This window comes from Chryseobacterium sp. 14P4.3.2 (assembly GCF_057799275.1).
In genome coordinates, this window is the sequence record NZ_JBYOKO010000017.1 from 88,640 (window position 1) to 115,219 (window position 26,580).

Below are 26,580 nucleotides of genomic sequence, written 5' to 3' on the forward strand. Positions count from 1 at the left end.
TTATTTTCTTTTTTTTAAAATCATTATTGTGTTTTGTTTATTGATTTATTTTATCAATTGAATTTTTATTAAATAATAAGTCAATATATTGTGAAAAGTTTATAAATTCGTTTTCACAACCAACAAAATATTATTATGAAAACAAAATTTATCTTAGCAGTAAGTATTGCTGCCTGCTCTTTTGTTTTTGGACAAAACACACCATCAAAATTAGTTCCGGGTAAAATCGGATTACACGCAGATTTTATGCGATTTGAAAAAGACGGACCTGCTTTCCAGGGAAGCCCGGTTTTATTCGACGAAACCTCTCAGAGGCTTTCACCAGGTCAGGCAAGAAAACTTGGGCTGGAAAAAGACGCGCTGGGATTTGAAACTTACCGTTTTCAACAGACCGTTAATGACATTCCTGTAGAATACGGAATGATGGCTGTACAAACCAAGGATGGAAAGATTGTAGGAGAAACAGGAAAATGGGTTTTGCAGCTTCCACAAAGAATGGATAAAAAAGCCAATATTTCTGAAAGTACAGCATTGCAAAATGCTTTATCTTTTGTAAGAGCAGATGTTTACAAGTGGCAAAACAGAGAAGAAGAGGATTTTCTTAAAAAAGAATCCGGTGATCCTAAAGCAAGCTTTGCTCCGAAGGGAGAACTTGTCTATTATTCAGACCCTGATGATGAAAGATTAAGTGAGCTGAGATTAGCTTATAAATTTGATATTTATGCAGAAAAACCATTAAGCAGACAATATGTTTTTGTAGATGCAAAGGATGGGAAAGTACTGGGCGTAGATGCGATCATTCATGAAGTAAACAGCCCGGGAACTGCTGCCACAGGTTACAGTGGTAACCGAAATATTGTAACCGATTCTTATAATGGAAGTTACAGGTTGAGGGAAACAGGAAGAAACGGAGGAACCGCCGTAGAAACCTATAATTTGAAAAAAGGAACCAATTATTCCACCGCTGTTGATTTTACAGATACAGATAATATATGGAATAATGTGAATGCCAATAAAGATCAATATGCTACTGATGCCCATTGGGGAGCAGAAATGACGTTGGATTATCTGTATACAAAATTCGGGAGAAAGAGTATTGATAATAACAACTTTGCGATCAAATCATATGTGCATTATTCTACCAATTATTTTAATGCATTTTGGGATGGTTCAAGAATGACTTATGGAGATGGAAGTTCTACTACGAATGGAGGAAAACCTTTAACAGCAATTGATGTTTGCGGCCACGAGATTACCCACGGGATGACCTCCAAAACAGCAAACCTTGCTTACCAGAGAGAATCCGGAGCTTTGAATGAAGGCTTTTCTGATATTTTTGGAAATTCCATCGAACGTTGGGCAAGACCTACTCAGGCAAGCTGGACACTGGGAGAAGATTTCAGCTATGTCATAAGAGATATGGCAAATCCTAATGCCTACAGTCAGCCGGATACCTATTTGGGAACTTACTGGAAGGCAACCACAACTTCAGGATGTGCTTCGCCTAGTCAGGCTAATGATTATTGCGGGGTACATACCAATTCGGGAGTTCTTAACTTTTGGTATTATTTATTAGTGACAGGAGGATCTGGAACTAATGATAAAGGCTTTGCTTATAATGTATCAGGAATCGGACTGGATAAAGCAGCGGCTATTGCTTACAGAACATTAACTTCCTATCTTACTTCGTCATCTACTTATGCCAATACAAGAACTTACTCTCTTCAGGCAGCCGCAGATTTATATGGAGCAGGCAGTAATGAGGTGACGCAGATAACTAATGCCTGGAATGCTGTAGGCGTGGGTGGAGGAACTTCTCCGGCAGGAAAAGCAGCAGTAGCAGATACTCCGCTTTATACAGTAAGTCCAAATCCGGCAACAGACAGATTCACAGTAGCCTTTGAAGGAAAACAAGGAAAAGGAACCATAGAATTGATAAGCTTAACAGGAAAAAGAGAAATTTCTGAAAAGGTAGAAATTACGGATGGTATCAATAGATTGAATGTACAGCTTCCTTCCAATATTCTTCCTGGAGTATATATTGTAATGGTCAACGGGCAGAAAGCAGGAAATCTGATTAAAAAGTAAACCAAATTTTTAATATATTTCAATGAAAAGGCCGCAAAATATTTGCGGCCTTTCATGTATTTTGAACAAAGAGAATTATACCAGATAAAAATCATTCAGTTTCTCTTCGCAAAGTGTTTTTACTACATCAATCCAGCGGTCTTCATCATTCAGGCAGGGAATATATTGGAAACTTTCACCACCACCATGCATAAACTGCTCTTTTCCTTCTACAGAAATTTCTTCCAATGTTTCAAGACAGTCTGAAACAAATGCCGGACAAACAATAGCCAGATTTTTTACACCTTTTTTAGGGATGGTTTCCAAGGTTTCATCTGTATAAGGTTCAATCCACTTATCTTTTCCTAATCTTGACTGAAAAGAAACAATTGTCTTTTCTTTTGGAAGTCCCATTTTAGCAATTACGGCTTCCGTAGTTTTATAACATTGATGTCTGTAGCAATATGCGTTGTGAGTGTCTACCTGACTATTGATACAGTTGGCATCATCAATTTTACACGTATCGGACGGATCTGTTTTATAGAGATGCCTTTCAGGAACCCCATGATAAGAAAACTGCAGGGCATCAAAATTTTCAGGAAGCTTCTCTTTAATGCTTTCTGCCAGACAGTTGATATAAATCTCCCTATTGTAGAAAGGCTGGATATAATTGATCTTTACTTTTGGGAACTTCTTTTTTCTTACTTCTTCCGCTTTTTCAATAACAGTTTCCGTTGTACTCATGGCATACTGAGGATATAAAGGAAAAAGAACAATTTCTGATACTCCCTGATCTACCAGCTTCTGAATACCGGTTTCAATACTGGGTTCCGCATATCTCATTCCGATTTCTACCGGAACATCCACCACTTTCTGAAGTTTTTTCTGTATTCTTTCTGTAATGAAAATCAGAGGAGAACCTTCATCTGTCCAAACTGTTTTATACGCTTCAGCAGATTTTGCAGGTCTTGTTTTCAAAATAATTCCCTGAACGAGAAGTGCACGAAAGATCCAGCGGTAATCAATCACCCTCTCATCCATCAAAAATTCATAAAGATATTCCCTTACATCGTTTACAGCTGTAGATCTTGGTGATCCAAGATTGACCAGTAAAATTCCTTTATTATTCAATATTCTAAATTTTAATTATGAAACAGAGCTTGTGAAATCTGTTACTAATTTTTCTACTTTAGCAAAGGTATCACTTTCAAGCAAGCCATTGCTGTCAAATTTGCCTTTTATCCCTTTTATCAATAGCTGATGTTTATCATCTGTTTTGGCCCCAAGAGTTTTTACAATCAACAATAATTCCTCATGTCCTTTTTCTCCACTTGCAGAGGCAGTGATTACAGCAACTGGTTTTTCAGAAAAAACAGTCGTGGAAACACACCATTCCAACAGGTTTTTTAACCGGCCGGGAATACTGAAAATATATTCTGGTGTCGAAAATATAATGCCTGCCGAGTGTTGAATATCTTCTCTTATTTTCAAAACTTCTTCCGGGGTATTCAGATCCGTGAGTTCAGTATCAAAATGTGGAAGGACAGAAAGATCATTATAGATCTGGAAATCTGCATCAGCATTCTTCTCTAATACCTGCTCAATCAGTCTCTGATTACTGGAATTTTTTGAGGCACTTCCAATAATAACTACAATCCTATTGCCAGCAAGCATTTACAACCGAATTATCCATTTACCGCTTCTACTTTTTCTACAAGATCCGGAACGAATTGTTTTAAAATATTTTCAATTCCGTTTTTCAGAGTAGCAGTAGAACTTGGACATCCTGAGCATGCTCCCTGTAGAAGCATTTTTGCAGTTTTGTTAGCCTCATCATATTCCATTAAAGAAATTTTTCCACCGTCGTTCTCCACTGCAGGAGCTACATATTCATTTAATATATCAGAAATTTTCTGCTCAACTTCCGTATAATCTCTATTGATGATTTTTTCAACAGGGTTTTCGTGTTTCTGAGGTTCAATCTTTGATATCTCGCCTCCGTTTTGAAGATGTTCAGCAATAAGAGCACGAACAGTCATCATTACCTGATGCCATTCTACAGAATTGTCTCTTGTGACTGCTACGAAATTATCAGAAATAAAAACTTCAGTGGCAAAATCAAACTCTTTAAAAATAGCCAGCGCCAAAGGAACTTCCTCTGCAGCTTCTTTTGATTTTACTTCTACGAAACCATCCATAAGTAATTTGCTAGAAACAAATTTCATTACATTTGGATTCGGAGTCATTTCAGCATAGATCTGATACATCTCTTTTTTCTTCTGAAGATAAATTCTAGGGTTAGCCAATAATTCGTCTTCAATCACATTTTTCAGACTTTCAGCAACATGTTCCCATTCAATAGTATCCTGCTTTGCCACAGCTACAAAATTAGCCGTGATGAAAATTCTTTCTACAAAAGGATAATTAAAAAGTTCCTGTGCTAAAGGAATTTCTGAAATATCTGAGTTTCTGTCCAACTCTAATGACCCGGGAATAAGATTGTAATCTGTTACAAACTTCATTACTTTCGGGTTTTCGGTTGGTTCTATAAGTACGGTACGCATTTTTTCGTTAAATTTGAGATACAAAAATACGCATTAGAAGTTAGAAGCTGGAAATTGAGAGTTAGATTTTTGCTATCACTATAATTTAGAAGTTAGATGTCGAAAATTAGAGGGAAAAATGTAACTTTTCAAAATGAGCTCAATATAAATTTTCAAATTAAAACTATGGCACTTGTAAAAGAACTTTTAGGAAAAATCCCACAGATCGGAGAGAATACTTTTTTAGCTGAAACAGCTACAATCATTGGAGATGTTACCATGGGAAAAGACTGCAGCGTTTGGTACAATGCAGTAATCAGGGGAGATGTTCATTACATCAAAATGGGAAACAAGGTAAACGTTCAGGATAATGCAATGCTGCACTGTACCTATCAGAAGCACCCTTTGAATATTGGAAACAATGTTTCTATCGGTCATAATGCAATTGTACATGGATGTACAATCCATGATAACGTACTGATCGGAATGGGAGCGATTGTAATGGATGACTGCCTGGTAGAAGAAAATTCTATTGTTGGAGCAGGTTCAGTAGTAACTCAGGGAACGCATATTAAATCCGGAGAAGTTTGGGGAGGTGTTCCGGCAAAAAAGATTAAAGATATTAATGCGCAGTTACTGGAAGGTGAAGTGAATAGAATTGCCGATAACTACGTGAAATATTCTTCATGGTATAAAGAAAATGTGAAAGATTACGAATTATAGGAATTTGAGGAACAAAATTTAAGGGTAAATAACATTATCTGTCTTTATAAAAAATTATTATAGAGGTATTTTTGAATAATTTCACCCTAAATTTTTCTATAAATACATAATAAATACAAAAGCTCCGTCTAATGAGGGAGCTTTTGTCGATTTGATATTGAACCTTTGCTTTATTTTGGATCATTGTCCGGCGTAATCATTCTTACCTTTCCTTTCACACACTTTAGAGCGGTAGGAGAGGGAATTACTGTACAATCAGACATGATATTGTATTTTTCATTAAAAATCCTTACTTTTTCTGTGTAGTCATTAACTCTTTCTAAGAATGCAGTTTCTTTTTCTTTAGGATAGGCAATATACTGCTGAGGTCCGCCACAGGATTTGACACCCATTGGTGCAAATGCCCAGTCACTGGCATCGTTACATTTTTCTCCTGAAACTTCAGATTCAATGGATGCTTTTAATTTATCCAGTTGAGCCTGATCATATTTCTGACTGTCTTCATCAGTAGGCCTGTCAGCAATATCAACAGGGAGATTGATATTGGTATTCTTTGACGCATTACAGGAAATAAGGCTCATTGTAGTACATAATACTAGTATCGGAATATGAAGTAAAATTTTTTTCACAGTAAATTTTTTTCTTTTTAAGAATTTTCAAAACTTATGCCAAGGTAAGAAATTCAATTGATTTCCGTATTTTTGACAACGATGAACAATCATTTTTTTGACTTATTAGAGTACACGAACAGAAGCGTTTTTCTGACTGGTAAAGCCGGGACAGGTAAAACGACATTTCTTAATGATTTTGTAAGACGGACAAAGAAAAAACATGTTGTGATAGCTCCCACCGGGATTGCGGCTATCAATGCAGGAGGAGTTACGATTCACTCTATGTTTGGATTACCGTTGAGAACCTTTCTTCCTACTACAGAAAGAATAGATACCAGCTTGGCCAATAATATTGCCGATCTGATGCCCCATTTCAAATACCGGAAAGATAAACTCAAGCTTTTAAGAGAAGTTGAGATTATCATTATTGATGAGGTTTCCATGTTGAGAGCCGACGTGCTGGATATGATGGATTTCTCGTTAAGGTTTATCAGAAGAAATAACCAGAGGTTTGGCGGAGTACAAATGCTCTTTATTGGAGACCTTTATCAGCTGCCACCAGTAGTAAGGGATGAGCATATTCTGAAAATGTATTACAATTCTCCTTTCTTTTTTGACAGCCATGCTATTAAAGATATTCCAATTGTCACCATTGAGCTTACAAAAGTATACCGTCAGTCTGATGAACAATTTCTTGAAATCCTGAATGCTATCCGTGACGGAGATGTGGCGAATATAGACTTTGATCTTCTTAATAAAAGATATGATCCCGATTTTGATATGGGAAAAGAATCCTATGTCTATCTGTGTTCCCATAATAGGATGGCCGACGAGATCAATCAGGAGAAATTAGCAGGAATCAAAGTGGATGCACAAACTTTTGAGGCTAAACTTGTTGGAGATTTTAAAGAAAACCAATATCCCAATGAGCAGTTTTTAGAATTGAAAATTGGAGCACAGATTATGTTTATCAGAAATGATATTTCCGGGGAAAAGAAATATTTCAATGGTAAATTGGGTGAAATTATTGGATTGGATGAAAATGAGATCCGCGTAGTACTGGATGAAAGTGAAAGGGAAATCGTTGTAAAAAGAGAAACCTGGGAGCAGAAAAAATATTTCCTTGATACCGATAAAAATATTCAGGAAGAAGTTCTGGGGAGTTTTGAGCAGTTTCCTATAAAACTTGCCTGGGCTGTTACTATTCATAAAAGTCAGGGACTGACGTTTGATAAGGTAATTATTGATGCAGGGAAAAGTTTTACAGCAGGTCAGGTATACGTTGCACTATCGCGTTGCAGAACGTTGGAAGGCATTGTTTTAAAATCAAGAATTACTCCTGAAGTTATCTTTAAAGATGAACGAATTCTGCATTTTCATACAGATACAGTGGCCAATGATCATGTTGAAGCCATACTGAATCAGGAAAAGTATGATTACAGTGTCCGAAAAGTACTTCGCACAATAGACTGCCAATGGTTTTTGAAAGAGGTTGAAGACTGGAATAATCTTTCAATTGTTACTAAAAATATTGACCACGTAAAAAGCAAGCAGCTTTATCTGCAGCTAAAACATGAGGCGGTAAACCTTGGGAAAATCTTTGAAAAACTGGAGCGCATCATTTTCCAGAAGGTTAATAATTTTATTGGTGAAAAAGAGGAGTGGTCTGAAATTGAAAGCAAATCAAAAGGAGCCGTTAATTTCTTTTTTACAGAAACCAGAAATAAAATATTTGATCCTTTGAAGGAGTTTTATGCTGAAATCAAAGGAGCTAAAGGCTTGAAGCAATACAACGAAGAATTTAAAAACTGGCTGGAAGATATTGAAGAATATTTAAACAGTCTGAAAGATATTCACCTTCTTGAAACTAAACTTTTAGATGAAAAGAATGATAAAGAAATCAATCTGAAAATTGCTAAAGTTCCGTCACAGGTTTTAACCTTCCAATTGTTTGAACAGGGAAAAACCATCGGTGAAATTGCTTTTGAAAGAGGTTTGGTAAAAGAAACGGTAATAGGACATCTTGCCAAATTTGCAGAGCAGGGATTACTGGATATCTCGAGAGTCATTACCTCTGATAAGATTAAAGCTTTTGAAACAGAGTTCTACAGTAATCCACGCGAAACTTTAACAGAGTGGAAAAATGCGCTGCCGAGCGATTTTGAATTTAATGAGATCAGGATTTTAATCAATCATTATAATTATAAAAAGGAGAGTAATAAGTAATATAAAAAAGGTTTTGACAATATTCAGAACCTTTTTTATTTCTATTCGCTTAGCAAATCCTGATTTATTCTGTAACCAACGATTTTTATATCTCCTTCTTTATTTTTTTCTAAAGTAAAAGATTCTTCAGTTTTTTTAGTTCCTCTTTTTACATCGTACATAAAGAAATATTGACTTCGTGCATTGCTTCCTTTCACAATCATTGTTTCCCATTTTACAAGATTGTATTCCTGAACAGAGCCAATTTTATTAGTGATATCAAGCAATTTTGCAAGCTTTTCTTTGTCTGTGACTTCAAAAAATTTCTCCCCAAACAATTTATAAATATTCTCCTGGTTATTTCCATATTTAAGTTCCCAGTAAAATTTTTTTGGAATTTGTTCACCATCATCCTTATCCGATTCCCTGTCTTTGAAAGTCTGATTGAATGAACAGCTCATTAAAAGCAATGAGATCATGAATAAATAAAAATTTTTCATTTAAATTTTAGTATCTAATATTAATTTTCTTCGGTTGTTGTCATAAAAACTGGCGTAAAAACTTTCGTTTCTGAATTCAGTTCCTGTATTTTCTATTTCATTAAATCTACTTTTGTCAGTTTTCATACACTCAACAATTTCAAAATGGTTTTCATCAATGATATTAAAATCTACCAATTTTAAGTATTCATCCACAGAGTTTTTATCAAGCATAATCTTTCCTCCTCCAAATTGGTGTCTGTCCTGTCCATTTTTCTTGACACCTGACACCCAATATTCTTCTCCTGTTTCTATATCAAAGTGATTTCCACTTATTCCAGGGTTTTTAAGTTTTTTTAAGGCTTTATTATTAAAATATACAGTTTGTCCTGATTTTGAAAATTCTACAAAACTAATCCATGCTGATCCGTAGTGGCCGGAGGATTTATTTTCAATATACATTATTTTAGATTTCATGGCTTAATATTAATTGGGTGATATTTATAATTTTAACTGTTAGTAAGTTATGGTATAATATCATATACTGTATTTTCATTATTTCCAAATTATTTGATGGGCAAATCTTGTATTAGTCTGAATTACTTTCTTAAAGCTGTTCAAAATTGACTTGAAAATATTCATAAATAAAATATTGAGATGGATTTACAGATGATCTCAACAATCAAATATAAGAAATAAAGAAATGTTCATTGAACGACATAATGAAAAACAGGAAAATGAAGAATTATTTATAATAGTTTTTTCCTGAACTGCACTATCAATCCTATCAATTACAAAAAGTAACTAATGCGATTTTATTGGTTTAAATTTGTTTGGTTTTAAACCTTAAATTTAAAATATGAAAAATTTTGAAATATCGGTACTTGATCTTGCTCCCGTAAAGCAGGGAAAAAGTATTCACGATACCTTTCAGGACAGTTTATCTTTAGCTAATCACACTGAAAATTTAGACTATAAAAGATTCTGGCTGGCTGAACACCACAATATGGAAAGTATTGCGAGTTCTGCCACATCGGTTTTAATTGGTTTTATTGCCAATGGGACAAAAAAAATCAGAGTTGGTTCAGGGGGAATCATGCTCCCGAATCATAGTTCTCTAATCATTGCGGAACAATTTGGAACACTGGAATCTTTATTTCCCGGGAGAATAGACCTTGGAGTGGGAAGAGCTCCGGGAACTGACGGGCTGACTGCTCAGGCATTAGGGAGAAATCCTGCTGTTATCAACGAACAGTTTCCTAGACAGATCCTGGAACTTCAGCGCTATTTTTCTAAAGAAAATGCGGATGCTATGGTACGTGCTATTCCTGGAGAAGGATTGGATGTGCCACTTTATATTTTAGGATCTAGTACGGATAGTGCGTGGCTGGCTGCTGAACTTGGATTGCCCTATGCTTTTGCCGGACACTTTGCCCCTGAGCAGATGGAAATGGCTTTTAAAATCTACAGAGAGCATTTCGAACCGTCAAAATATTTGGATAAACCCTATATTATTGCCTGCGTAAATGGAGTAGCTGCCGACACTTCTGAAGAAGCACACAAGATTTCTACTACTTTATTTCAGGCCTTTATCAATATTGTGAGAAATGACAGAAAACCATTTGCTCCACCGGTAGATGATATGGATGACATCTGGTCGCCTATGGAGAAATCTATGGTTTTGCAGAAACTGAGATATACTTTTATAGGAAACCAGACTGAAATTCAGGAAAAGATGAAAAGTTTTCAGGAAAATTTTAATGTGGATGAGCTGATGATCAATTCGCACATTTATGATCATCAGAAGAGACTTAGATCTTACGAAATTTTCAGAGAGGCGGTAAACTCATTATCCAAAGCGTAATAAAGCATTCATATTAATTGGCAGATGCTTATTTTTATAAGTATCTTTGCACAAAATAAAAAGTAAAGATGTCTGATATTAAATTAAATACTATTCCGGAGGCTATTGAAGACCTTAGAAATGGTAAAATAATCATAGTAGTAGATGATGAAGACAGAGAAAACGAAGGAGATTTTCTTTGTGCTGCAGAACTGACAACACCTGAAATCATCAACTTTATGGCTCTTCATGGGAGAGGGCTGATCTGTATGCCGCTTCCTGAAAAAAGATGTGATGATCTTGGATTGGAAGTAATGGTAAGCAGAAGCAGTGATCCTAAGGAAACAGCTTTTACAGTATCTGTTGACCTTTTGGGGAACGGAACATCTACAGGTATTTCGGCAGGAGACAGAGCAAAAACAATTTTAGCTTTGATGGATGAAAAGTCCAAACCTACGGATTTCATGAGACCTGGACATATTTTTCCACTTCGCGCTAGAAAAGGAGGTGTATTAAAGAGAGCAGGACATACAGAAGCTGCAATTGATCTTACTCATTTAGCAGGTTTGAAAGAAGGGGGGGTAATCTGTGAGATCATGAACGAAGACGGTACAATGTCTCGTTTGCCTGAGCTTCATGCTTTTGCTCAAAAACATGATATGAAGATTGTTTCTATTGAAGATTTGATTCATTATCAGCTTAAAAAAGGAAACCTGGTTGAAAGACTTGAAGAGAAAAAAGTAAAAACGCATTATGGTGAGTTTGATTTTTATGCTTTCAGAGAGACTTCCAATGATCAGATCCATTTTGCTTTAACGAAAGGAGCATGGACGGTAGATGAACCTGTTTTGGTAAGAGTACAGTCTTCTGATTCCTATTTCGATGTATTAACAAGATTGAATAACGGTGAAAAGCCTTTATTGGAAAAAGTTACGGGGATGGTAAATGAAGCAGGAAAAGGAGCTATTATCTTTATCAATAACGTTTCAAATTCTGAAAATACATTAAGAAAACTTCAGCAGTTCCTTAATTATCAGGACGGGCAGGAGCAGCATCCGACTCTGGCTTACAATTACAGAGATTATGGCATTGGAACACAGATCTTAAAAAATCTCGGAATTAATAAGTTTAAAGTAATCACTCAAAACCCAGGAATCAAACCTCAGGTAGGAGGATATGACGTGGAGGTTACTGAGCTGGTACAATTATAATATAGAGGATTATAGTGATTTTTCACTATGACTTGCTAGTGAACATATAAAGGTTTAGGATTTTTCTAAACCTTTTTTTATTTTTAAACCATGACTGAGTCTTTAAAAAAACACATTAGGGAGTACATTGAAATTTCAGATGAAAATCTGGATCAATATTGTCACGTTTTTACCCTTCATAAAATAAAGAAAAAGGAATTTCTGCTGACAGAAGGAAATATCTGCGAATTTGAAGGATTTGTGATGAGTGGCTGTTTTAAAGTGTTTCATACCCATCATAATGCTGTGGAGCAGATTTTATATTTCGCCGTTGAAAACTGGTGGATCTCGGATATAGACAGTTTTGTCAACCGTATACCCTCCAAGCTCAATATTCAGGCTCTTGAAGACAGTGAAATTCTGTTGATTTCGAAAAAAGATAAAGAAAGATTTTATCAGGAAATGCCGGAAATTGAAAAACTGATGAGGCTTAAATTCCAGATGTCGATTGTTGCATTACAGCGTAGAATCATTGATAATTTAAGCAAACCTTCGGATGAACGCTATGGTGATTTTTTAAAGGATTATCCTAAAATTGCTCACCGCCTTACCAATATTCAGATTGGGGCTTATTTGGGGGTCACTCCTGAGTTTATAAGCAGAATCCGCAGGAAGATCGCAAGCAGAGGCTGATTATTATACAGGTCAGTAACTCGTTTAAAAGCAGAAAAAAAAGTCACAAAAGGGTTTAAAACTTAAAACTTTGGTGACTTTTATCTTTGTATTTTTTCAGTATTTAACCTTTAAGGGTTATTCCGTCAAAGTTTCGGAAACCATTCAGAAAGTCTTTTATCATCATTCTCTTTTTCCCTTCCAGTTGAAGTTCCAGAGGATAATATATTCCATCTTCTGTATAGATTTTAAATTCGTTCTTTGAAATCTCTAATGTTCCGGAAGGCTGCCTGTGATCTGAAATTTCAAATTTCCCATTGAATATCTTTAATCCTTTTTCTTCTTCTTCAATGTTTAAAACCGTGAATGCAGCAGGATAGGGTGACATTCCAAGAATGAACTGATGTACTGTTTTTGAAGAAGCAACCCAGTTAATTTTAGTATCTTCTTTAAAAATTTTATAAGCATTTTTAGGGTGTTCAACCTCAGGCTGAGGCCTTTCTTCAATTGTGTTTTCGGCCAAACCATCTAATGTTTTAACTACCAGCTTAGAGCCCATTTCCATGAGCCTGTCATGAAGGCTTCCCGCATTTTCATCCGGTAAAATAGTCAGTTCTTCCTGAAGAAGGATATTTCCTTCATCTATTTTTTCATTAATGAAGAATGTAGTGGCACCCGTTTTTTCTTCACCATTAATTACAGCATAGTTGATAGGGGCTGCCCCTCTGTAATCCGGCAATAAAGAAGCATGAAGATTGAATGTTCCCATTTTAGGCATTTCAAAAAGAACCTTAGGCATCATTCTGAATGCTACAACAACAAAAACATCAGCATCAAGCTTTCTAAGCTCCTCTAAAAACTCAGGATTTCGTAATTTTTCCGGCTGGAAAACAGGAATATTATTTTCTGAAGCATACACTTTTACCGGTGACTGATGGATTTTTTGTCCTCGCCCGCTTGCTTTATCAGCAACTGTTACTACTCCTACAACTTGATGGCGAGATTGATGGATGGCCTCCAAAGAAGTTTTTGCAAACTCAGGGGTCCCTAAAAAAACGACTTTCAATGATTTCATGGTACAAAGATAAGTTTTTAGTTAATAGCTGAAAATTGAAAATGAAAGAGACCGGCTCAAATTTATTCCGAAAAAGGGATAAAAAGACAATCATTATTCATTGCATTTTATAATGATAGAGACCTAAACAGTACCAATTAATAATTAATCCTGATTCAGAATATAGGTTCTAAAATTGAGCATTCTTACCTTCCCTGAATCTAAAAGGAAGATAAGATTTTCTAAAATATTTTCTTTAGAATGATAACTTAGCTGTATAGAAAGCTCTTCAATAGTAGAAGGTTTTTTGGCCAGAAGGTTGATGATTTGCTGAGAAACATTCTTTCCAAAAATAGATTGTTTATTCTTTTCACAAACGGAACAGTGGCCACAGTTCTTTGAATTTTTTTCTCCGAAATAAGCGAGAATAAGTTTCATTTTACAGTAGTTGTTATTTTCTACATAAAATTTCATTTCTTCCCATTTCTGAATTTTATTTTTCTGAATATGTTCAAACAACTTCCAATAAGCATTATTAATCGCTCGTTCGTCACGGGGTTTTAAAAACTTAATGCTTGCCAGAGCGCCATCCAGATATTCAAGATAATTCTTTTGCTGAAGTTCTTTCAGCCGTTCTTTGATCAGAGGAACACCTACATTAATTTTGTTGCTTACCTGCTGTTCACTGAACATCACCTTATGGGTCGTGATTCCTGATACCGTACGGAAAAGAAGCTCTATAAAATGAGCATCTTTCTGTGGGAGTTGATCTATTTCATCAGATTTAATGAAAAGTTCAAGGGATGACAGGCTTTTGTGGTCATTAAAATAAACAATTTCCTGATTGTGCAGAAAATTAAGCACATTATTGATCTTTGCCCGGGATGATTTTGTGAAGTTCTGTATACCTACGGTATTCAGCTGAAATGTTTTCTCCGGCAGTTCAAATTCTGCTACCTGGAAAATAGAGTAGAGGTAGCTGATGATCTTTAAAAACTCTCCTTTATTGGGAATCTGGTTTTTTAAAATCTGGTCGAAGTTTAAAAGTTCCTGCTGGTTCCAAAGCATGAAAGCAAAACTTTCTTTTCCATCTCTTCCGGATCTTCCGATTTCCTGATAATAATTTTCCAGAGAGGCTGCAGGAGAATAGTGAATGACGAAGCGTACATTATCTTTGTCAATTCCCATCCCGAATGCATTTGTAGAGATCAGTACATGGTTGTCACTATTGTTCCAGAGGTTCTGTTTAGTATTTTTTTCTTTTGTTGTCAGACCGGCATGAAAATAATCTACGTTTTTCAGTTGATTTTTTTTCAGAAACTCAGTAAGCAGTTCAGCTTCTTTTCTGGTTCTGACGTAGACAATTCCAGAATCGTTGTTGTATTTTAAAATATCGAAGACACGCTGGAATTTATCGGCAACTTCTTCTGTAAAAATTCTGATATTATTTCTCTTAAAACTTCTCTGAAAAACTGAAGGCTCTCTGAGTTCCAGTTTTGTTTTTATCTCTTTCAGAACTTTTGGCGTGGCAGTAGCAGTGAGAGCCAGACAAGGAATTTCAGGATTATTGCTTCTGAATCCTTTTATATTCTGATAACTAGGGCGGAAATCCTGTCCCCATTCTGAAATACAGTGAGCCTCATCTACAGCAATAAATGACAGTTGAATCTCTTCAATATTTTGAAGAAACTGTTTGTTGGTCAATCGTTCAGGAGAAATGTAAAGTAATTTGGTAAGGCCTTCTTTACATCGGTTATAAATGGTTTCTGCATCATACTCATCTAGTTCTGAAGAAAGGTATTCTGCTTCGATCCCCCTGAATTTAAGCTGATTTACCTGGTCTTTCATTAATGCCAGCAGCGGAGAAATGACAAGGCAGGTTCCTTCTTTCAGTAAAGCCGGAAGCTGATAGCATAAAGATTTTCCTGCTCCTGTGGGTAACAGAACCAGTGTGTCTTTTTCGTTGATAACAGCATTGATGATTTCTTCCTGAGAGTCCCGGAATTCGGTATAACCCCAGAAATACTTAAGAGTATCATATTTTAGCTTTTGAAAGTCCTGCGGCGAAATCATGTTGTAAAAATAAGGAAAGTAAGGTAACAAAAAAAGTCACGCAGTGCGTGACTTTCATATAATAAATTAATCAGTTTATTATTTAGCTTCGAAGTATACTCTTCTGTTGGCTCTGTTTTTCCATTCAGGGCACTTAGTTGCTGGTTCACATTCAGGGTATTTAAGGTCTTTTTTACCTTTACCTACAGCCTGTAGTTTTCCAGTCTGAACACCATTTTTGATCAGATAGTTCTTAACGTTGTTTGCTCTTCTTTCAGATAGTTTTTGGTTATACGCATCAGTACCTCTTGTATCAGTAGCACCAATTACACTATATGAACCATTTGAAGAATTGATATAGTTAACAGCGTTATTTAAAATTGGAGTATTTGAAGGTAAAATTCTGTCAGAATTTAAATCAAACTCAATTCCTTCCAATTTAGTTTCAGTTTCTACTACAGGTCCTGTTGTTGCGATAGGGCATCCGTTGTTTTCAACAGGTCCTGGAACTGTTACACACTTATCGTAAAGGTCAATTACCCCATCTAAGTCTGTATCGAGAGCAACTCCGGCACCATCTACTCTTGCTCCTGCAGGAGTGTCAAGCTGTCTGTCCCAATCGTCACATACTCCGTCGTTATCAGCATCTCCTTTTTTACATACTTCAATATCCTGGTTTTTATTAGCCAAAACGTCAAGTTTGTAATAGATTTCCTGAAGCGGGTCATGCCACATTAAGTGAGACTCATGTTTTCCTAATTTTAGGGAAAGTCCTAAAGTAGCATTAAAGAAGTTATCAGAAACTTGTGAAGAACGTCTGTTGATCGCACTGTATTTATCACCTCCTCCGTCAAATGTATCGTCGCCTGTTACCACATACATCAATCTACCTTCAATATCAATTCTTCTGCTGACTTTGAATTTTAAACCGGCACCAGCCTGCATAAATAAAGATCCAAGTTGGAAAGGCTTCACTTCAGTCATCAGTCTTTGCCCGTTGATATCTTTCTGATATGCCTTGTAAGCTATTGTACCGATACCTGCATATCCGTGAAGTGCCCATCTGTAAGCAGAATGATTGTCAACTCTTCTTAATAAATTTGAGAAGTTAACATCTCCTAAGATTGATATTGCGTCATACTGAGTTCTGCCGGCTACTGCTGAAGCATCAGGAGCAGAGTCTTTCGTATTAAACCATCCCTGTCTGGTTTCTCCTCTGTCATATTGTAAATTGATCCCAAAAGCATGAGTGATCGCTTTATCAATACTTACATAAGCAGAATATCCGAAAAGATTTTTACCGTTACCGTTTTTAATAGATGTTAAATCAGCAGATTGAAGGAGTGGAACTCCAGCCCCCGCTGAAATCGACCAGTCGTTGAATCTCTTCGATTGGTTGGTGAATGGGGAAACATTAGCAGACCCAGAAGAAAAAGTATTTGGGTACTTTCCATTTGAAACTGCCGTCGAGTCTTGTGCAAAACTGGCCGTAGGAACAGCCAAAGCTAATGCAACAATTGCTAAACTTAATTTCATAGTGTTATTTTTTTAAGTTAAGTTATTTTAAATGATTTTATACGTAAAAAAAAGTGAATTTTATATAATTTTCACAAAACAATCTTATTGATCTTTAATAATTTAATAAATATTGTCTGGAAAATGATATAAAGGTATGTAAAAAAATTCGTAGTAAAAAAAAAATAAACCGAAAAGAAAATTCTTCTCGGTTTTTAGTATGGGGAATTATTTTTTCTTTTTCTTAAGGGGTGCTTTTTTTATTGGCTTTTTTACCACAACATCCTCATAATCTTTCTTTTTGATGGCATCCCATTCTGAAGTTTCTATAAATCTTACAGTCACTTTTCTGTCTGCCATTCTTTCAGCATCTGAAGCTGAAGCTGGAACAGTTGCCTCTGCAGACCCTACACCTCTTGATTTCAGTACATTTTCTTTGATCCCTCTACTTTCTAAAGCTCCCACTACAGCAGCAGCTCTTTCTTTAGATAATCTTAGGTTATAGGCTGCATTTCCTTTAATATCGGTATGTCCTGTTAACAGGTAATTACCTCCTTTTTCTTTAATAATTGAAGCGGCAAGATCCAGTTTACTGTTAGATTCTGGTCTGATAGTAGCTTTATTAAAGTTAAAGTAGATGTCTTTAAGTGTTTTTTCTACTTCTACTGCAGTCTTTTTATGATCTACTATGACAATAACAGGACATCCGTTGTTTTCAACAGGTCCTGGAACTGTTACACACTTATCGTAAAGGTCAATTACGCCATCTAAATCTGTATCAAGAGCAACTCCGGCACCATCTACTCTTGCTCCTGCAGGAGTGTCAAGCTGTCTGTCCCAATCGTCACATACTCCGTCATTATCAGCATCTCCTTTTTTACATACTTCAATATCCTGGTTTTTATTAGCCAAAACGTCAAGTTTGTAATAGATTTCCTGAAGCGGGTCATGCCACATTAAGTGAGACTGATGTTTTCCTAATTTTAGGGAAAGACCTAAGGTAGCATTAAAGAAGTTATCAGAAACTTGTGAAGAACGTCTGTTGATCGCACTGTATTTATCACCTCCTCCGTCAAATGTATCGTCGCCTGTTACCACATACATCAATCTACCTTCAATATCAATTCTTCTACTGACTTTGAATTTTAAACCGGCACCAGCCTGCATAAATAAAGATCCAAGTTCGAAAGGCTTCACTTCAGTCATCAGTCTTTGCCCGTTGATATCTTTCTGATAAGCTTTGTAAGCTATTGTACCGATACCTGCATATCCGTGAAGTGCCCATCTGTAAGTAGAATGATTGTCAACTCTTCTTAATAGATTTGAGAAGTTCACATCTCCTAATATTGATATTGCGTCATACTGAGTTCTGCCGGCTACTGCAGAAGCATCAGGAGCAGAGTCTTTGGTATTGAACCATCCTTGTCTGGTTTCTCCTCTGTCATATTGTAAGTTGATCCCAAAAGCATGGGTAATCGCTTTATCAATACTTACATAGGCAGAATATCCGAAAAGGTTTTTACCGTTACCGTTTTTTATTGAGGTCAAATCAGCTGATTGAAGAAGCGGAACTCCTGCACCTGCTGAAATAGACCAGTCATTGAATCTCTTTGATTGGTTGGTGAATGGGGAAACATTGGCAGATCCTGAAGAAAATGTATTGGGATATTGTCCACTGGATACCGTAGAGTCTTGTGCAAAGCTTATGACAGGGATAGTCAAAGCTAAAGCAACGATTGCAAAATTTAATCTCATCGTGTATATTATTTGATTTTTTGAAAAAGGTATTTTAACGTCTTATTTGATAGGACATCCGTTATTTTCAACAGGTCCAGGAACCGTTACGCACTTATCATACAGATCAATAACTCCGTCAAGATCCATATCTAAAGCAACTCCGGCACCATCTACTCTTGCTCCTGCAGGAGTGTCAAGTTGTCTGTCCCAATCGTCACACACACCATCGTTGTCAGCATCTCCTTTTTCGCAAACAACAAAGTCTGTGGTAGCATTTTCCAGTACATTTATTTTGTAGTAAGCTTCCTGAAGAGGATCATGCCATGCTAAGTGAGATTCTTGTTTTCCTAGTTTGAAAGAAACACCCAAAGATACTGTCCATGCATTGTAAGATCTTCTGTTGTTAAGTATCGTATATCTGTATTGTGATTCTGCAGGAGCGGAAGGGTCATAACTTGAATTATTGTATCCGCTGCCATCAAACGATTGCTCTCCACTTATGATATACATGGTTCTTGCTTCAACATCAATAAGTTTGGAAACGTTATATTTTACTCCCAAGCCGACCTGATAATAGAGAGAATTAATACCAAGATCCTGTTTTACGAATAAAGGAGTTCTTTTAGGAGTATCACTCCATCTGTTTCTATCATTGTCGTGCAGAGAAGTTCTGTATCCCTGAAGTCCAATTCCTCCATAACCATGGAATGCCCATCGGTACGGGGAATGATTATCCACTCTTCTTAATAAATTGGAGAAGTTGATATCACCTAATAAAGCGATTTGATCAAACTGGGTTGTGGCAACACCTACACCTGCCAATTGGCCTGCAGTTCCGGGAAGTTGTCCCGTTTGTTTGGTCTCTCCTCTTGTATACAAAAGGCTTAAACCAAAAGTATGCGAGATTTGTTTGTCAATACTTACGTAAGCATTGTAGCCCCAGTTTATCTTATCTTGACGAATAGATTTCAGAGCTGAGTGAACCATAAACGCTGTACCACCTCCAACTGAAATAGACCAGTCTTTGAAAAGTCTTGATTTGTTGTTAAAAGGTTGTACGTTAGCTGACCCTGAGGAGAAAGTATTAGGGTACTCAGTTGAAGAGTTTACTGTAGTGCCACTGTTCTGTGCGAACGCTGCAATTGGCAATGTTGTAGCCAATAATAATAAACCTAATTTCATATGTTTTATGTTTTAAATAAAATCTTTTAATAATATTCTAGAAAAATCCCTTTCAAAAAGATGTTTTTTATGAGGGATTTCTAATCTTTCTGAGGTAAAGTTTAATTCATTATACTTAATGATATCAATATCTATAATCCTGTCAGTATAACCTCCGGACACTTTTGAATCATTAATTCTTCCCATTTCAATTTCAATATGTTTAATACAATCAAGCAGTTGAATTGGTGAAAGATGCGTGAATATTATTGATGCAATATTACAAAAAATATTGGAACTGGCAAATTCTACGGGATCTGACATCAAAAAATCGCTGGTTTGTGAAATGTGGTTTCCAGCCTCACTTATTTTCTGTAGAGCAAGTTCTATATTTTTTTTTTGCTCTCCAAGGTTACTTCCTAGTAACAAAACTACCTTATGCTGCGACATATTAGAAAATTGATTGATTTATGAGAAGTTTCTTTAAAAATGTTTTGGCAAATATAGTAGCAATAGTAATACTTTGTGCTGTATTTTTCATCTTTTTCATTATGATGCTTGTGTTTAGTTCTATGGGTAATGATAAGTCGGTGGCGGTGAAAAAGAACTCGGTTCTTACGATTAATTTAAAAACAAATATAATAGACAGCCCCACTGAAGAGGAGATGGGATTGTTTGCTATAAGTTCCCAAAACAAAAGCGTTCTTCTTTATGATGCATTGGAAGCTATTAATAAGGCTAAAACTGATGACAATATTAAAGGAATAAGTATTGAAGCTGATGATCTCCATGCCGGGTTAACTCAGATTGATGATCTTCGGAATGCAATTGAAGATTTCAAGAAAAGTGGAAAATTTGTTTATGCATATGGAAATGGAGTATCACAGTCTGCTTATTATTTAGGTTCGGTTGCTGATCAGTACTATCTTCATCCGGCAGGTGGTATAGAGCTAAAAGGACTTGCTACTGAAGTTACCTTCTTTAAAGATTTCGCAGATAAATATGGAATCGGAATCGAGGTGATTCGTCATGGTAAATTTAAATCGGCAGTAGAGCCTTTTTTAAGAAATGATATTTCACCTGAAAATAAAGAACAGCTAAGTACACTGCTAAATGACCTTTGGAAAAATACCTCCAATAAAATAGCTGCTTCAAGAAAAATTGATACAGTACAGTTCAGAACGATTGTTGACAGTTTATATGGAATGATTCCTGATCAGGGACTGAAATATAAGCTTGCGGATAAGCTTATTCAAAAATCCGAATATGAAGATCTTCTTAAGTCTAAATTGAGTCTGAAGGAAAAAGAAAAACTGAATAAGATTTCTTTATCAAGTTATATAAATTCTTATGCAGATGATGATAAGTCTGGTGATAAGGTAGCTGTTTTATATGCTTCAGGATCTATAAACAATGGAGACGGGTATAATGATATCCATTCTGAGAAATATGTAAAATATATTAAACAGCTTCAGGATGATGATAAGGTAAAGGCGGTTGTCTTTAGAATTAATTCTCCCGGTGGAAGTGCGAACGCTTCAGATGAGATTCTGTTTGAATTGCAGCAGCTGAAAAAGAAAAAGCCACTGATTGTTTCTTTCGGGGATTATGCTGCTTCAGGTGGATATTATGTAGCGATGGCAGCTGATAAAATTTATTCTGAGCCTAATACCCTCACAGGATCTATCGGGGTATTTGGAGTACTTCCATATTATAAAGATATCGCCAATAAAAACGGAATCCGTGCAGATGTTGTCGGTACGAATGCTAATTCTATGTACTATTCAGGATTAAACGGAGTGACGCCTTACGGAGTGAATATGATGACAAGAAGTGTAGAAGGAACTTATAAGAGATTTGTACACTTTGTTACTCAAAACAGAAAGAAAACTTTTGAGCAGATTGATAATGTAGGAGGAGGTAGAGTATGGAGCGGCGCCCGCGCAAAACAGATTGGCTTAGTAGATGAGCTTGGAACTTTAAATGATGCAGTGAAGTTTGCAGCACAGAAAGCAGGATTGAAATCTTATCAGATAGATGCTTTCCCTAAGAGGATGTCTCCATTTGAGCAGCTGTTCAAAGATCTGAATGAGGAAGATGTTTCTGCAAGGATCATTAAGAGTAAGATCGGAAAATCCAACTATGAGATCTTACAGCAGATCACAGACAAAAAATTGCAATCTGAGGTGAAAATGGAAATGCCATATCAGATTAGAATCAACAACTAACTAAATTTTATATTGTATACAAAAATCCCGGATCTGAATTTCAGATCCGGGATTTTATTTTTATTAGTATAACCTTAGCTTTTCTTAGTAGCCATTCCGTAAATCCAGAGGATAATTAAAGCTCCTCCTATTGAAAGAATCCAGCTTCTTGGATTCCAGAAAGATGCGACATCTCCCCAATGTAGAATGTAAACTCCTATAGCTCCTCCTACAAATGCTCCCAGAATTCCCAGGATAATAGTGATTAGCCATCCTCCTCCCTGAGTTCCTGGCATGATCATTTTAGCGATTGCACCTGCAATAAGACCAAATAAGATCCATGTTAATATTCCCATAGTTGCAAATTTTTTAATTGTTAATATTTTAAAATGGTTTGTTTGCTAATATAAGGGAAAGCATGATATAAATCATCTTTTCTTGAAGAATGAGTCTACAAATTCCGTACCATTAAAGAGCTGTAAATCGTGCATTTTTTCACCTACACCTATATATTTTACAGGGATTTGGAATTGGTCAGAAATACCGATTACAACACCTCCTTTTGCTGTTCCATCCAGTTTGGTTACTGCTAAAGCATTTACTTCTGTAGCTGCAGTAAACTGCTTGGCCTGTTCGAATGCATTCTGCCCTGTAGATCCGTCCAGAACCAAAAGAATTTCATGAGGAGCATCAGGAATTACCTTTTGCATTACTCTTTTAATTTTGGAAAGCTCATTCATCAGGTTGATTTTATTGTGAAGTCTTCCTGCAGTATCAATAATTACAACGTCTGCATTTTGTGCTACAGCACTTTGTACCGTGTCAAATGCTACGGAAGCTGGATCAGAGCCCATTTCCTGTTTTACGATGGCAACGCCCACTCTTTCACTCCAGATGGTAAGCTGATCTACAGCTGCCGCTCTGAAGGTATCACCGGCTCCCAAAACTACTTTCTTGCCTTCGGACTTGAACTGGTGAGCCAGTTTTCCGATCGTAGTCGTTTTTCCAACTCCGTTTACTCCAACTACCATGATGACATATGGTTTTTTGGAAGCATCGATATTTCCGGTACCGGCATGAGGATTTTCAAGAAGTAATCCTGAAATCTCTTCGCGAAGAATATGATCAAGTTCGCTTACCCCAACATATTTGTCTCTGGCAACACGCTCTTCAATTCTCCCTATGATTTTGATCGTGGTAGAGGCTCCTACGTCGGATGCGATCAGTATTTCTTCAAGATCATCCAGTACTTCATCATCTACTTTGCTTTTACCGACTACGGCTTTCGTCATTTTTTCAAAGAATCCCTGACTGGATTTTTCCAATCCTTTGTCTAAAGTTTCTTTTTCTTCCTTTTTGAAAATATTTTTAAACCAACTCATAGTTTTAGTTTATTCTTATTTATTTTTAATCACCGCTGTGGCTTCTACTTCTATTAGCACATCATCTCTAAAAAGCCTGCTCACCTCAATAAGGCTGCTTACAGGAGGATTCTGAAGATTGACATGCATATCCCTTACTTTTCTGAAATCCGGAGTTTTAGAGATGTCTGTAATGAAAATTCCCAGTTTAATAATATCTTTTCCTGTAGCTCCGTATTCCTTCAGGATATTCTCCATATTTTCAAAGACCTGACGGCTCTGCTCTTCTACATTATTTCCCACCAGATTACCTTCTGGGTCCAGAGGTACCTGCCCAGATAGTAAAATCATTTTAGAACTTCCACAGTCAATACTTACAGATTGAGAAAGTCCTTTAATATTGAAAACCTTTGGCGAACTTTTATATTCTGTAGAGGTCATTGTTTTCTGACTGAATGAAAATAGAAAAGTTACTGTACAGACCAGAGCGAGAATCTTTTTCATACGTTACTGATTAATAATCTGGTGCACAAAGATAACAAAAAAACTACCCAAAATATGAGTAGTTTTTTATATTGTAAACAAAGTACTGATTATTTTTTCAAATAACCGTCAACTTCGTCAGCATTCATTACTTTTTCTTCGAAAACGTAAGCTCCAGATTTAGAAGACTTAACCATTTTCACCACTTTAGTCATCTTCTTAGATTGACCGCTTTGTAGGGTTGCTACTACTTTCTTTGCCATGGTAAGATATTATTTATAAATTACTTAATTTCTTTGTGAAGGGTAGATCTTTTAAGAACAGGATTGTATTTTTTCAATTCCAATCTCTCTGTAGTGTTCTTCTTATTTTTTGTAGAAATGTATCTAGACATTCCTGGCATACCACTTTCTTTGTGCTCTGTACATTCAAGGATTACTTGAACTCTATTTCCTTTTTTTGCCATGATTTATTAATTCTTTTTAATCAATCCGTTTCTAGTAGCTCTTTCAATAGCTTCTTCGATTCCAATCTTGTTAATCACTCTCAATCCATGAGCTGATACTTTCAGTGTTACGTGCTTATCTTGCTCTGGAAGGTAAAACTTCTTCTCTAATAAGTTAATTTCAAAACGACGCTTCGTTTTGTTATTAGCGTGAGAAACGTTGTTACCAACCATTGCACGCTTTCCTGTTATTTGGCAAATTCTTGACATATCTCGATGTTCTTATTTGTATAATATTTGAGAGTGCAAAATAACGAAGAATTTTTTAGATAGACAAATCTTTTGGAAAATAATTGTAAATAAGTGGCTGATTAATAATATTGAATTTTTAAAATATTCGAATTTCCGGGATATAGCAGATAATCAGTACTGATATAATTCATACAGACTTTTTTTTAACCAGAAAATTTAATATTCTATCTTTGTTTTTAATTAATCTAAATAAAAATAACGTGAGAAAAATTTATATTCTATTATCAATGATTCCTGTCGCACTGGCCGCTCAGAACTTTACAGAGATACAAACAGGGATGAATAATTTCTACTATTCAGCTGCTGATATTGCCGATATGGATAATAATGGTACGCTGGATATTGTGATGAACGGAGCGATAGATTCTGATGGTGATGGAAACGTAGACAGTACTTTTAATGAAGTATATCAGAATAATGGGACTACATTATTGCCCTATGCAAATTTGGGAAACGATGTGACGCATTTGGGAGATATAAAATTCATTGATTTTAATAATGATGGACTGATGGATATTATTTCTACCGGTTTGAGTTACATTGATGTTGTGAATTATAAACAATACCGATTTAAAAATACGGGAACAGGTTTTGTGAAAGAAGCTGATCTTCGTGGTAAAATCTACGGTTCAATGGAGGTTTTTGATTTTAATCATGATGGAAAATCAGATTATGCACTTAATGGGACTCAGTATATTGACGGCATCGGTTTTAGAAATACATTAGATTATTATAAAAATACGGGATCTGACTTTGATATGACAGGGAATTGGGTTGATGGAACTCAAAATGGAAGCTTTAAAATGGTAGACCTTAATAACGATCATCTTTTAGATCTAGTGATCATAGGATCAGATATGAATGGTAATCCTGTGTCTAAGGTTTATATGAATCAGGCTGGAGTATTGGTTCATACTCAGGATCTTGATCCTGTGGCTGTGGGTAAAATAGACTTTGCTGATTTTAATGCTGATGGTTTTCAGGATATTGTTATCATTGGTAAAGATGGAAATGATGATGGATATTTTGCTGTTTTAATGAACGATGGAACAGGTGTTCTGACTCCTCAGCCCATTGCTGCAGCAGATATTTCTGATGCATCTGTAAGTATTGGTGATTTAAATAATGACGGGTATTATGATTTTATCATTTCAGGGAATGAAAACTATGATGCTGTAGTAAAGACTTATATGTATGATGTTGCCAATCATAAATTTATAGAAGGATCATTAACAGGCTTGGCTAATTTGGGAGGTCCCGGACTTGTGCATCTGTTTGATTTTAATAATGATCACCATCTGGATGTTTTACTGAGCGGATTTGATTGGGCTGGAGCGGATCTGCCGTCGCTGACAAAAGTGTTTACCAATAATGCTGCGGATACCAATTTAAAACCTACAGCGCCTACCAATCTGAATGTGACCAAAAATGGAAATCGCTTTAATTTTTCATGGAGTGGTGCATCTGATGACAAAACACCGGTAAACGCTTTGCGCTATGAAATTAAAGTTGGGACTACACAGGGAGCACAGGATGTAGCCAAATATATAGTGACAACGCCCTCATGGTTTCTGGATTTAGACCCCGCAGTTCAGAATGTGTATTGGAGTGTGAAAGCAATTGATGCTTCAAAGGCATATTCTGATGCTTCTACAGAAAGTACATTAGGAATCAGAGAAAATAAAGTAAAAACGGATCTTATGATTTACCCTAATCCTGCCTCCGATAAAGTATATATTAAGGGTGAAAATGTTTCAGAAGCAGAAATGTATTCAATGGATGGGAAAAAGCTGAATGTGATATTACATGGAGATCAGTCAGTAGATGTTTCTCATCTTCCAAAAGGAGTTTATCTATTAAAACTGAAGATAAAAAACGAAATAACCACTAGAAAACTTACTGTAAAGTAACTGAATCATT

At 36.0% G+C, this 26,580-nt stretch carries 26 protein-coding genes; 8 read left to right on the forward strand and 18 right to left on the reverse strand.

Annotated elements, in window-relative coordinates:
* The first annotated feature begins 135 nt into the window (after positions 1-135).
* Positions 136-2,088, forward strand: a complete 1,953-nt coding sequence (locus AC27VX_RS20170) for a M4 family metallopeptidase (RefSeq protein WP_488697548.1) — start codon at positions 136-138, stop codon at positions 2,086-2,088.
* Between the two features lie 75 nt (positions 2,089-2,163).
* Here AC27VX_RS20170 and hemH read toward each other — a convergent pair whose 3' ends face one another.
* Genes hemH through AC27VX_RS20185 form a run of 3 tightly spaced genes read right to left on the reverse strand, consistent with a single transcriptional unit; the run spans position 2,164 to position 4,631 of the window.
* A complete protein-coding gene (gene hemH, locus AC27VX_RS20175) occupies positions 2,164-3,198 on the reverse strand; it encodes a ferrochelatase (RefSeq protein ID WP_488697550.1) in 1,035 nt (344 codons plus the stop codon).
* Positions 3,199-3,213: 15 nt separating this feature from the next.
* Entirely contained in the window at positions 3,214-3,741 is a 528-nt protein-coding gene (locus AC27VX_RS20180) for an NADPH-dependent FMN reductase (protein WP_488697552.1), read from the reverse strand.
* Between the two features lie 11 nt (positions 3,742-3,752).
* Positions 3,753-4,631, reverse strand: a complete 879-nt coding sequence (locus AC27VX_RS20185; RefSeq protein ID WP_236855941.1) for a NifU family protein — start codon at positions 4,629-4,631, stop codon at positions 3,753-3,755.
* 165 nt (positions 4,632-4,796) lie between these two features.
* On the opposite strand from AC27VX_RS20185, the gene AC27VX_RS20190 reads away from it, so the two are divergent.
* Positions 4,797-5,333, forward strand: a complete 537-nt coding sequence (locus tag AC27VX_RS20190; RefSeq protein ID WP_236855940.1) for a gamma carbonic anhydrase family protein — start codon at positions 4,797-4,799, stop codon at positions 5,331-5,333.
* A gap of 170 nt (positions 5,334-5,503) precedes the next feature.
* On the opposite strand, the gene AC27VX_RS20195 is transcribed toward AC27VX_RS20190, so the two are convergent.
* Positions 5,504-5,962: a hypothetical protein gene (locus AC27VX_RS20195; RefSeq protein WP_300690375.1), complete on the reverse strand. Its 459-nt coding sequence runs from the start codon at positions 5,960-5,962 to the stop codon at positions 5,504-5,506.
* 81 nt (positions 5,963-6,043) lie between these two features.
* Here AC27VX_RS20195 and AC27VX_RS20200 point away from each other — a divergent pair, with 81 nt between their 5' ends.
* On the forward strand, positions 6,044-8,170 hold the full coding sequence (locus tag AC27VX_RS20200; RefSeq protein ID WP_488697554.1) for a helix-turn-helix domain-containing protein: 2,127 nt from the start codon (positions 6,044-6,046) through the stop codon (positions 8,168-8,170).
* Positions 8,171-8,211: 41 nt separating this feature from the next.
* Here AC27VX_RS20200 and AC27VX_RS20205 read toward each other — a convergent pair whose 3' ends face one another.
* Together AC27VX_RS20205 and AC27VX_RS20210 are read right to left on the reverse strand one after the other, a co-directional pair.
* Positions 8,212-8,649 carry a hypothetical protein gene (locus AC27VX_RS20205; protein ID WP_236855937.1) on the reverse strand — a complete coding sequence of 146 codons (438 nt, stop codon included), beginning with the start codon at positions 8,647-8,649 and terminating at the stop codon, positions 8,212-8,214.
* Positions 8,650-9,105 (reverse strand): hypothetical protein, encoded by a 456-nt coding sequence (locus tag AC27VX_RS20210; RefSeq protein ID WP_236855936.1) that lies wholly within the window; start codon positions 9,103-9,105, stop codon positions 8,650-8,652.
* 382 nt (positions 9,106-9,487) lie between these two features.
* On the opposite strand from AC27VX_RS20210, the gene AC27VX_RS20215 reads away from it, so the two are divergent.
* The 3 genes from AC27VX_RS20215 (at position 9,488) to AC27VX_RS20225 (ending at position 12,354) form a co-directional block, all read left to right on the forward strand.
* Positions 9,488-10,492 (forward strand): LLM class flavin-dependent oxidoreductase, encoded by a 1,005-nt coding sequence (locus AC27VX_RS20215; protein ID WP_488697556.1) that lies wholly within the window; start codon positions 9,488-9,490, stop codon positions 10,490-10,492.
* A gap of 68 nt (positions 10,493-10,560) precedes the next feature.
* Positions 10,561-11,682, forward strand: a complete 1,122-nt coding sequence (ribB, locus tag AC27VX_RS20220) for a 3,4-dihydroxy-2-butanone-4-phosphate synthase (RefSeq protein WP_300690366.1) — start codon at positions 10,561-10,563, stop codon at positions 11,680-11,682.
* Positions 11,683-11,772: 90 nt separating this feature from the next.
* Positions 11,773-12,354 (forward strand): Crp/Fnr family transcriptional regulator, encoded by a 582-nt coding sequence (locus AC27VX_RS20225; RefSeq protein ID WP_488697559.1) that lies wholly within the window; start codon positions 11,773-11,775, stop codon positions 12,352-12,354.
* A gap of 103 nt (positions 12,355-12,457) precedes the next feature.
* Here the strand turns inward: AC27VX_RS20225 and fmt are convergent, their stop codons facing one another.
* The 6 genes from fmt to folK form a co-directional block, all read right to left on the reverse strand.
* Positions 12,458-13,408 (reverse strand): methionyl-tRNA formyltransferase, encoded by a 951-nt coding sequence (fmt, locus tag AC27VX_RS20230; RefSeq protein ID WP_488697561.1) that lies wholly within the window; start codon positions 13,406-13,408, stop codon positions 12,458-12,460.
* A 144-nt stretch (positions 13,409-13,552) separates the two neighbouring features.
* Positions 13,553-15,460, reverse strand: coding sequence for a RecQ family ATP-dependent DNA helicase (locus AC27VX_RS20235; protein WP_236855932.1), 1,908 nt, complete (start codon positions 15,458-15,460; stop codon positions 13,553-13,555).
* A 78-nt stretch (positions 15,461-15,538) separates the two neighbouring features.
* On the reverse strand, positions 15,539-16,975 hold the full coding sequence (locus AC27VX_RS20240; RefSeq protein ID WP_488697564.1) for an OmpA family protein: 1,437 nt from the start codon (positions 16,973-16,975) through the stop codon (positions 15,539-15,541).
* Positions 16,976-17,182: 207 nt separating this feature from the next.
* Positions 17,183-18,709 (reverse strand): OmpA family protein, encoded by a 1,527-nt coding sequence (locus AC27VX_RS20245; protein ID WP_488697566.1) that lies wholly within the window; start codon positions 18,707-18,709, stop codon positions 17,183-17,185.
* 42 nt (positions 18,710-18,751) lie between these two features.
* Positions 18,752-19,873: an OmpA family protein gene (locus tag AC27VX_RS20250; RefSeq protein ID WP_236855929.1), complete on the reverse strand. Its 1,122-nt coding sequence runs from the start codon at positions 19,871-19,873 to the stop codon at positions 18,752-18,754.
* 12 nt (positions 19,874-19,885) lie between these two features.
* Positions 19,886-20,302 (reverse strand): 2-amino-4-hydroxy-6-hydroxymethyldihydropteridine diphosphokinase, encoded by a 417-nt coding sequence (folK, locus tag AC27VX_RS20255; RefSeq protein WP_236855928.1) that lies wholly within the window; start codon positions 20,300-20,302, stop codon positions 19,886-19,888.
* A 20-nt stretch (positions 20,303-20,322) separates the two neighbouring features.
* On the opposite strand from folK, the gene sppA reads away from it, so the two are divergent.
* Positions 20,323-22,080, forward strand: coding sequence for a signal peptide peptidase SppA (sppA, locus tag AC27VX_RS20260; RefSeq protein WP_300687130.1), 1,758 nt, complete (start codon positions 20,323-20,325; stop codon positions 22,078-22,080).
* 74 nt (positions 22,081-22,154) lie between these two features.
* On the opposite strand, the gene AC27VX_RS20265 is transcribed toward sppA, so the two are convergent.
* The 6 genes from AC27VX_RS20265 to rpmB form a co-directional block, all read right to left on the reverse strand.
* Positions 22,155-22,415 (reverse strand): GlsB/YeaQ/YmgE family stress response membrane protein, encoded by a 261-nt coding sequence (locus AC27VX_RS20265; RefSeq protein ID WP_236855926.1) that lies wholly within the window; start codon positions 22,413-22,415, stop codon positions 22,155-22,157.
* A 72-nt stretch (positions 22,416-22,487) separates the two neighbouring features.
* Positions 22,488-23,441, reverse strand: a complete 954-nt coding sequence (gene ftsY / locus AC27VX_RS20270; RefSeq protein WP_236855925.1) for a signal recognition particle-docking protein FtsY — start codon at positions 23,439-23,441, stop codon at positions 22,488-22,490.
* Between the two features lie 15 nt (positions 23,442-23,456).
* Positions 23,457-23,924 carry a RidA family protein gene (locus AC27VX_RS20275; protein ID WP_488697570.1) on the reverse strand — a complete coding sequence of 156 codons (468 nt, stop codon included), beginning with the start codon at positions 23,922-23,924 and terminating at the stop codon, positions 23,457-23,459.
* 89 nt (positions 23,925-24,013) lie between these two features.
* Positions 24,014-24,166, reverse strand: coding sequence for a DUF4295 domain-containing protein (locus AC27VX_RS20280; RefSeq protein ID WP_002976755.1), 153 nt, complete (start codon positions 24,164-24,166; stop codon positions 24,014-24,016).
* Positions 24,167-24,186: 20 nt separating this feature from the next.
* The gene (gene rpmG, locus AC27VX_RS20285) at positions 24,187-24,369 is read right to left on the reverse strand and encodes a 50S ribosomal protein L33 (protein WP_027373683.1); all 183 of its coding nucleotides are present in this window, start codon (positions 24,367-24,369) and stop codon (positions 24,187-24,189) included.
* A 6-nt stretch (positions 24,370-24,375) separates the two neighbouring features.
* The gene (gene rpmB / locus AC27VX_RS20290; protein ID WP_002976757.1) at positions 24,376-24,618 is read right to left on the reverse strand and encodes a 50S ribosomal protein L28; all 243 of its coding nucleotides are present in this window, start codon (positions 24,616-24,618) and stop codon (positions 24,376-24,378) included.
* A gap of 242 nt (positions 24,619-24,860) precedes the next feature.
* Here rpmB and AC27VX_RS20295 point away from each other — a divergent pair, with 242 nt between their 5' ends.
* A complete protein-coding gene (locus tag AC27VX_RS20295) occupies positions 24,861-26,570 on the forward strand; it encodes a T9SS type A sorting domain-containing protein (protein ID WP_488697576.1) in 1,710 nt (569 codons plus the stop codon).
* Positions 26,571-26,580 lie beyond the last annotated feature (10 nt).

What these genes read in the sequence shown, in the direction of transcription:
- AC27VX_RS20170 (WP_488697548.1), top strand. Translation starts at nt 136, where the DNA reads ATGAAAACAAAATTTATCTTAGCAGTAAGTATTGCTGCCTGCTCTTTT.
- AC27VX_RS20180 (WP_488697552.1), bottom strand. Translation starts at nt 3,741, where the DNA reads ATGCTTGCTGGCAATAGGATTGTAGTTATTATTGGAAGTGCCTCAAAA.
- AC27VX_RS20185 (WP_236855941.1), bottom strand. Translation starts at nt 4,631, where the DNA reads ATGCGTACCGTACTTATAGAACCAACCGAAAACCCGAAAGTAATGAAG.
- AC27VX_RS20190 (WP_236855940.1), top strand. Translation starts at nt 4,797, where the DNA reads ATGGCACTTGTAAAAGAACTTTTAGGAAAAATCCCACAGATCGGAGAG.
- AC27VX_RS20200 (WP_488697554.1), top strand. Translation starts at nt 6,044, where the DNA reads ATGAACAATCATTTTTTTGACTTATTAGAGTACACGAACAGAAGCGTT.
- AC27VX_RS20205 (WP_236855937.1), bottom strand. Translation starts at nt 8,649, where the DNA reads ATGAAAAATTTTTATTTATTCATGATCTCATTGCTTTTAATGAGCTGT.
- AC27VX_RS20210 (WP_236855936.1), bottom strand. Translation starts at nt 9,105, where the DNA reads ATGAAATCTAAAATAATGTATATTGAAAATAAATCCTCCGGCCACTAC.
- AC27VX_RS20215 (WP_488697556.1), top strand. Translation starts at nt 9,488, where the DNA reads ATGAAAAATTTTGAAATATCGGTACTTGATCTTGCTCCCGTAAAGCAG.
- ribB (WP_300690366.1), top strand. Translation starts at nt 10,561, where the DNA reads ATGTCTGATATTAAATTAAATACTATTCCGGAGGCTATTGAAGACCTT.
- AC27VX_RS20225 (WP_488697559.1), top strand. Translation starts at nt 11,773, where the DNA reads ATGACTGAGTCTTTAAAAAAACACATTAGGGAGTACATTGAAATTTCA.
- fmt (WP_488697561.1), bottom strand. Translation starts at nt 13,408, where the DNA reads ATGAAATCATTGAAAGTCGTTTTTTTAGGGACCCCTGAGTTTGCAAAA.
- AC27VX_RS20235 (WP_236855932.1), bottom strand. Translation starts at nt 15,460, where the DNA reads ATGATTTCGCCGCAGGACTTTCAAAAGCTAAAATATGATACTCTTAAG.
- AC27VX_RS20240 (WP_488697564.1), bottom strand. Translation starts at nt 16,975, where the DNA reads ATGAAATTAAGTTTAGCAATTGTTGCATTAGCTTTGGCTGTTCCTACG.
- AC27VX_RS20245 (WP_488697566.1), bottom strand. Translation starts at nt 18,709, where the DNA reads ATGAGATTAAATTTTGCAATCGTTGCTTTAGCTTTGACTATCCCTGTC.
- AC27VX_RS20250 (WP_236855929.1), bottom strand. Translation starts at nt 19,873, where the DNA reads ATGAAATTAGGTTTATTATTATTGGCTACAACATTGCCAATTGCAGCG.
- folK (WP_236855928.1), bottom strand. Translation starts at nt 20,302, where the DNA reads ATGTCGCAGCATAAGGTAGTTTTGTTACTAGGAAGTAACCTTGGAGAG.
- sppA (WP_300687130.1), top strand. Translation starts at nt 20,323, where the DNA reads ATGAGAAGTTTCTTTAAAAATGTTTTGGCAAATATAGTAGCAATAGTA.
- AC27VX_RS20265 (WP_236855926.1), bottom strand. Translation starts at nt 22,415, where the DNA reads ATGGGAATATTAACATGGATCTTATTTGGTCTTATTGCAGGTGCAATC.
- ftsY (WP_236855925.1), bottom strand. Translation starts at nt 23,441, where the DNA reads ATGAGTTGGTTTAAAAATATTTTCAAAAAGGAAGAAAAAGAAACTTTA.
- AC27VX_RS20275 (WP_488697570.1), bottom strand. Translation starts at nt 23,924, where the DNA reads ATGAAAAAGATTCTCGCTCTGGTCTGTACAGTAACTTTTCTATTTTCA.
- AC27VX_RS20280 (WP_002976755.1), bottom strand. Translation starts at nt 24,166, where the DNA reads ATGGCAAAGAAAGTAGTAGCAACCCTACAAAGCGGTCAATCTAAGAAG.
- rpmG (WP_027373683.1), bottom strand. Translation starts at nt 24,369, where the DNA reads ATGGCAAAAAAAGGAAATAGAGTTCAAGTAATCCTTGAATGTACAGAG.
- rpmB (WP_002976757.1), bottom strand. Translation starts at nt 24,618, where the DNA reads ATGTCAAGAATTTGCCAAATAACAGGAAAGCGTGCAATGGTTGGTAAC.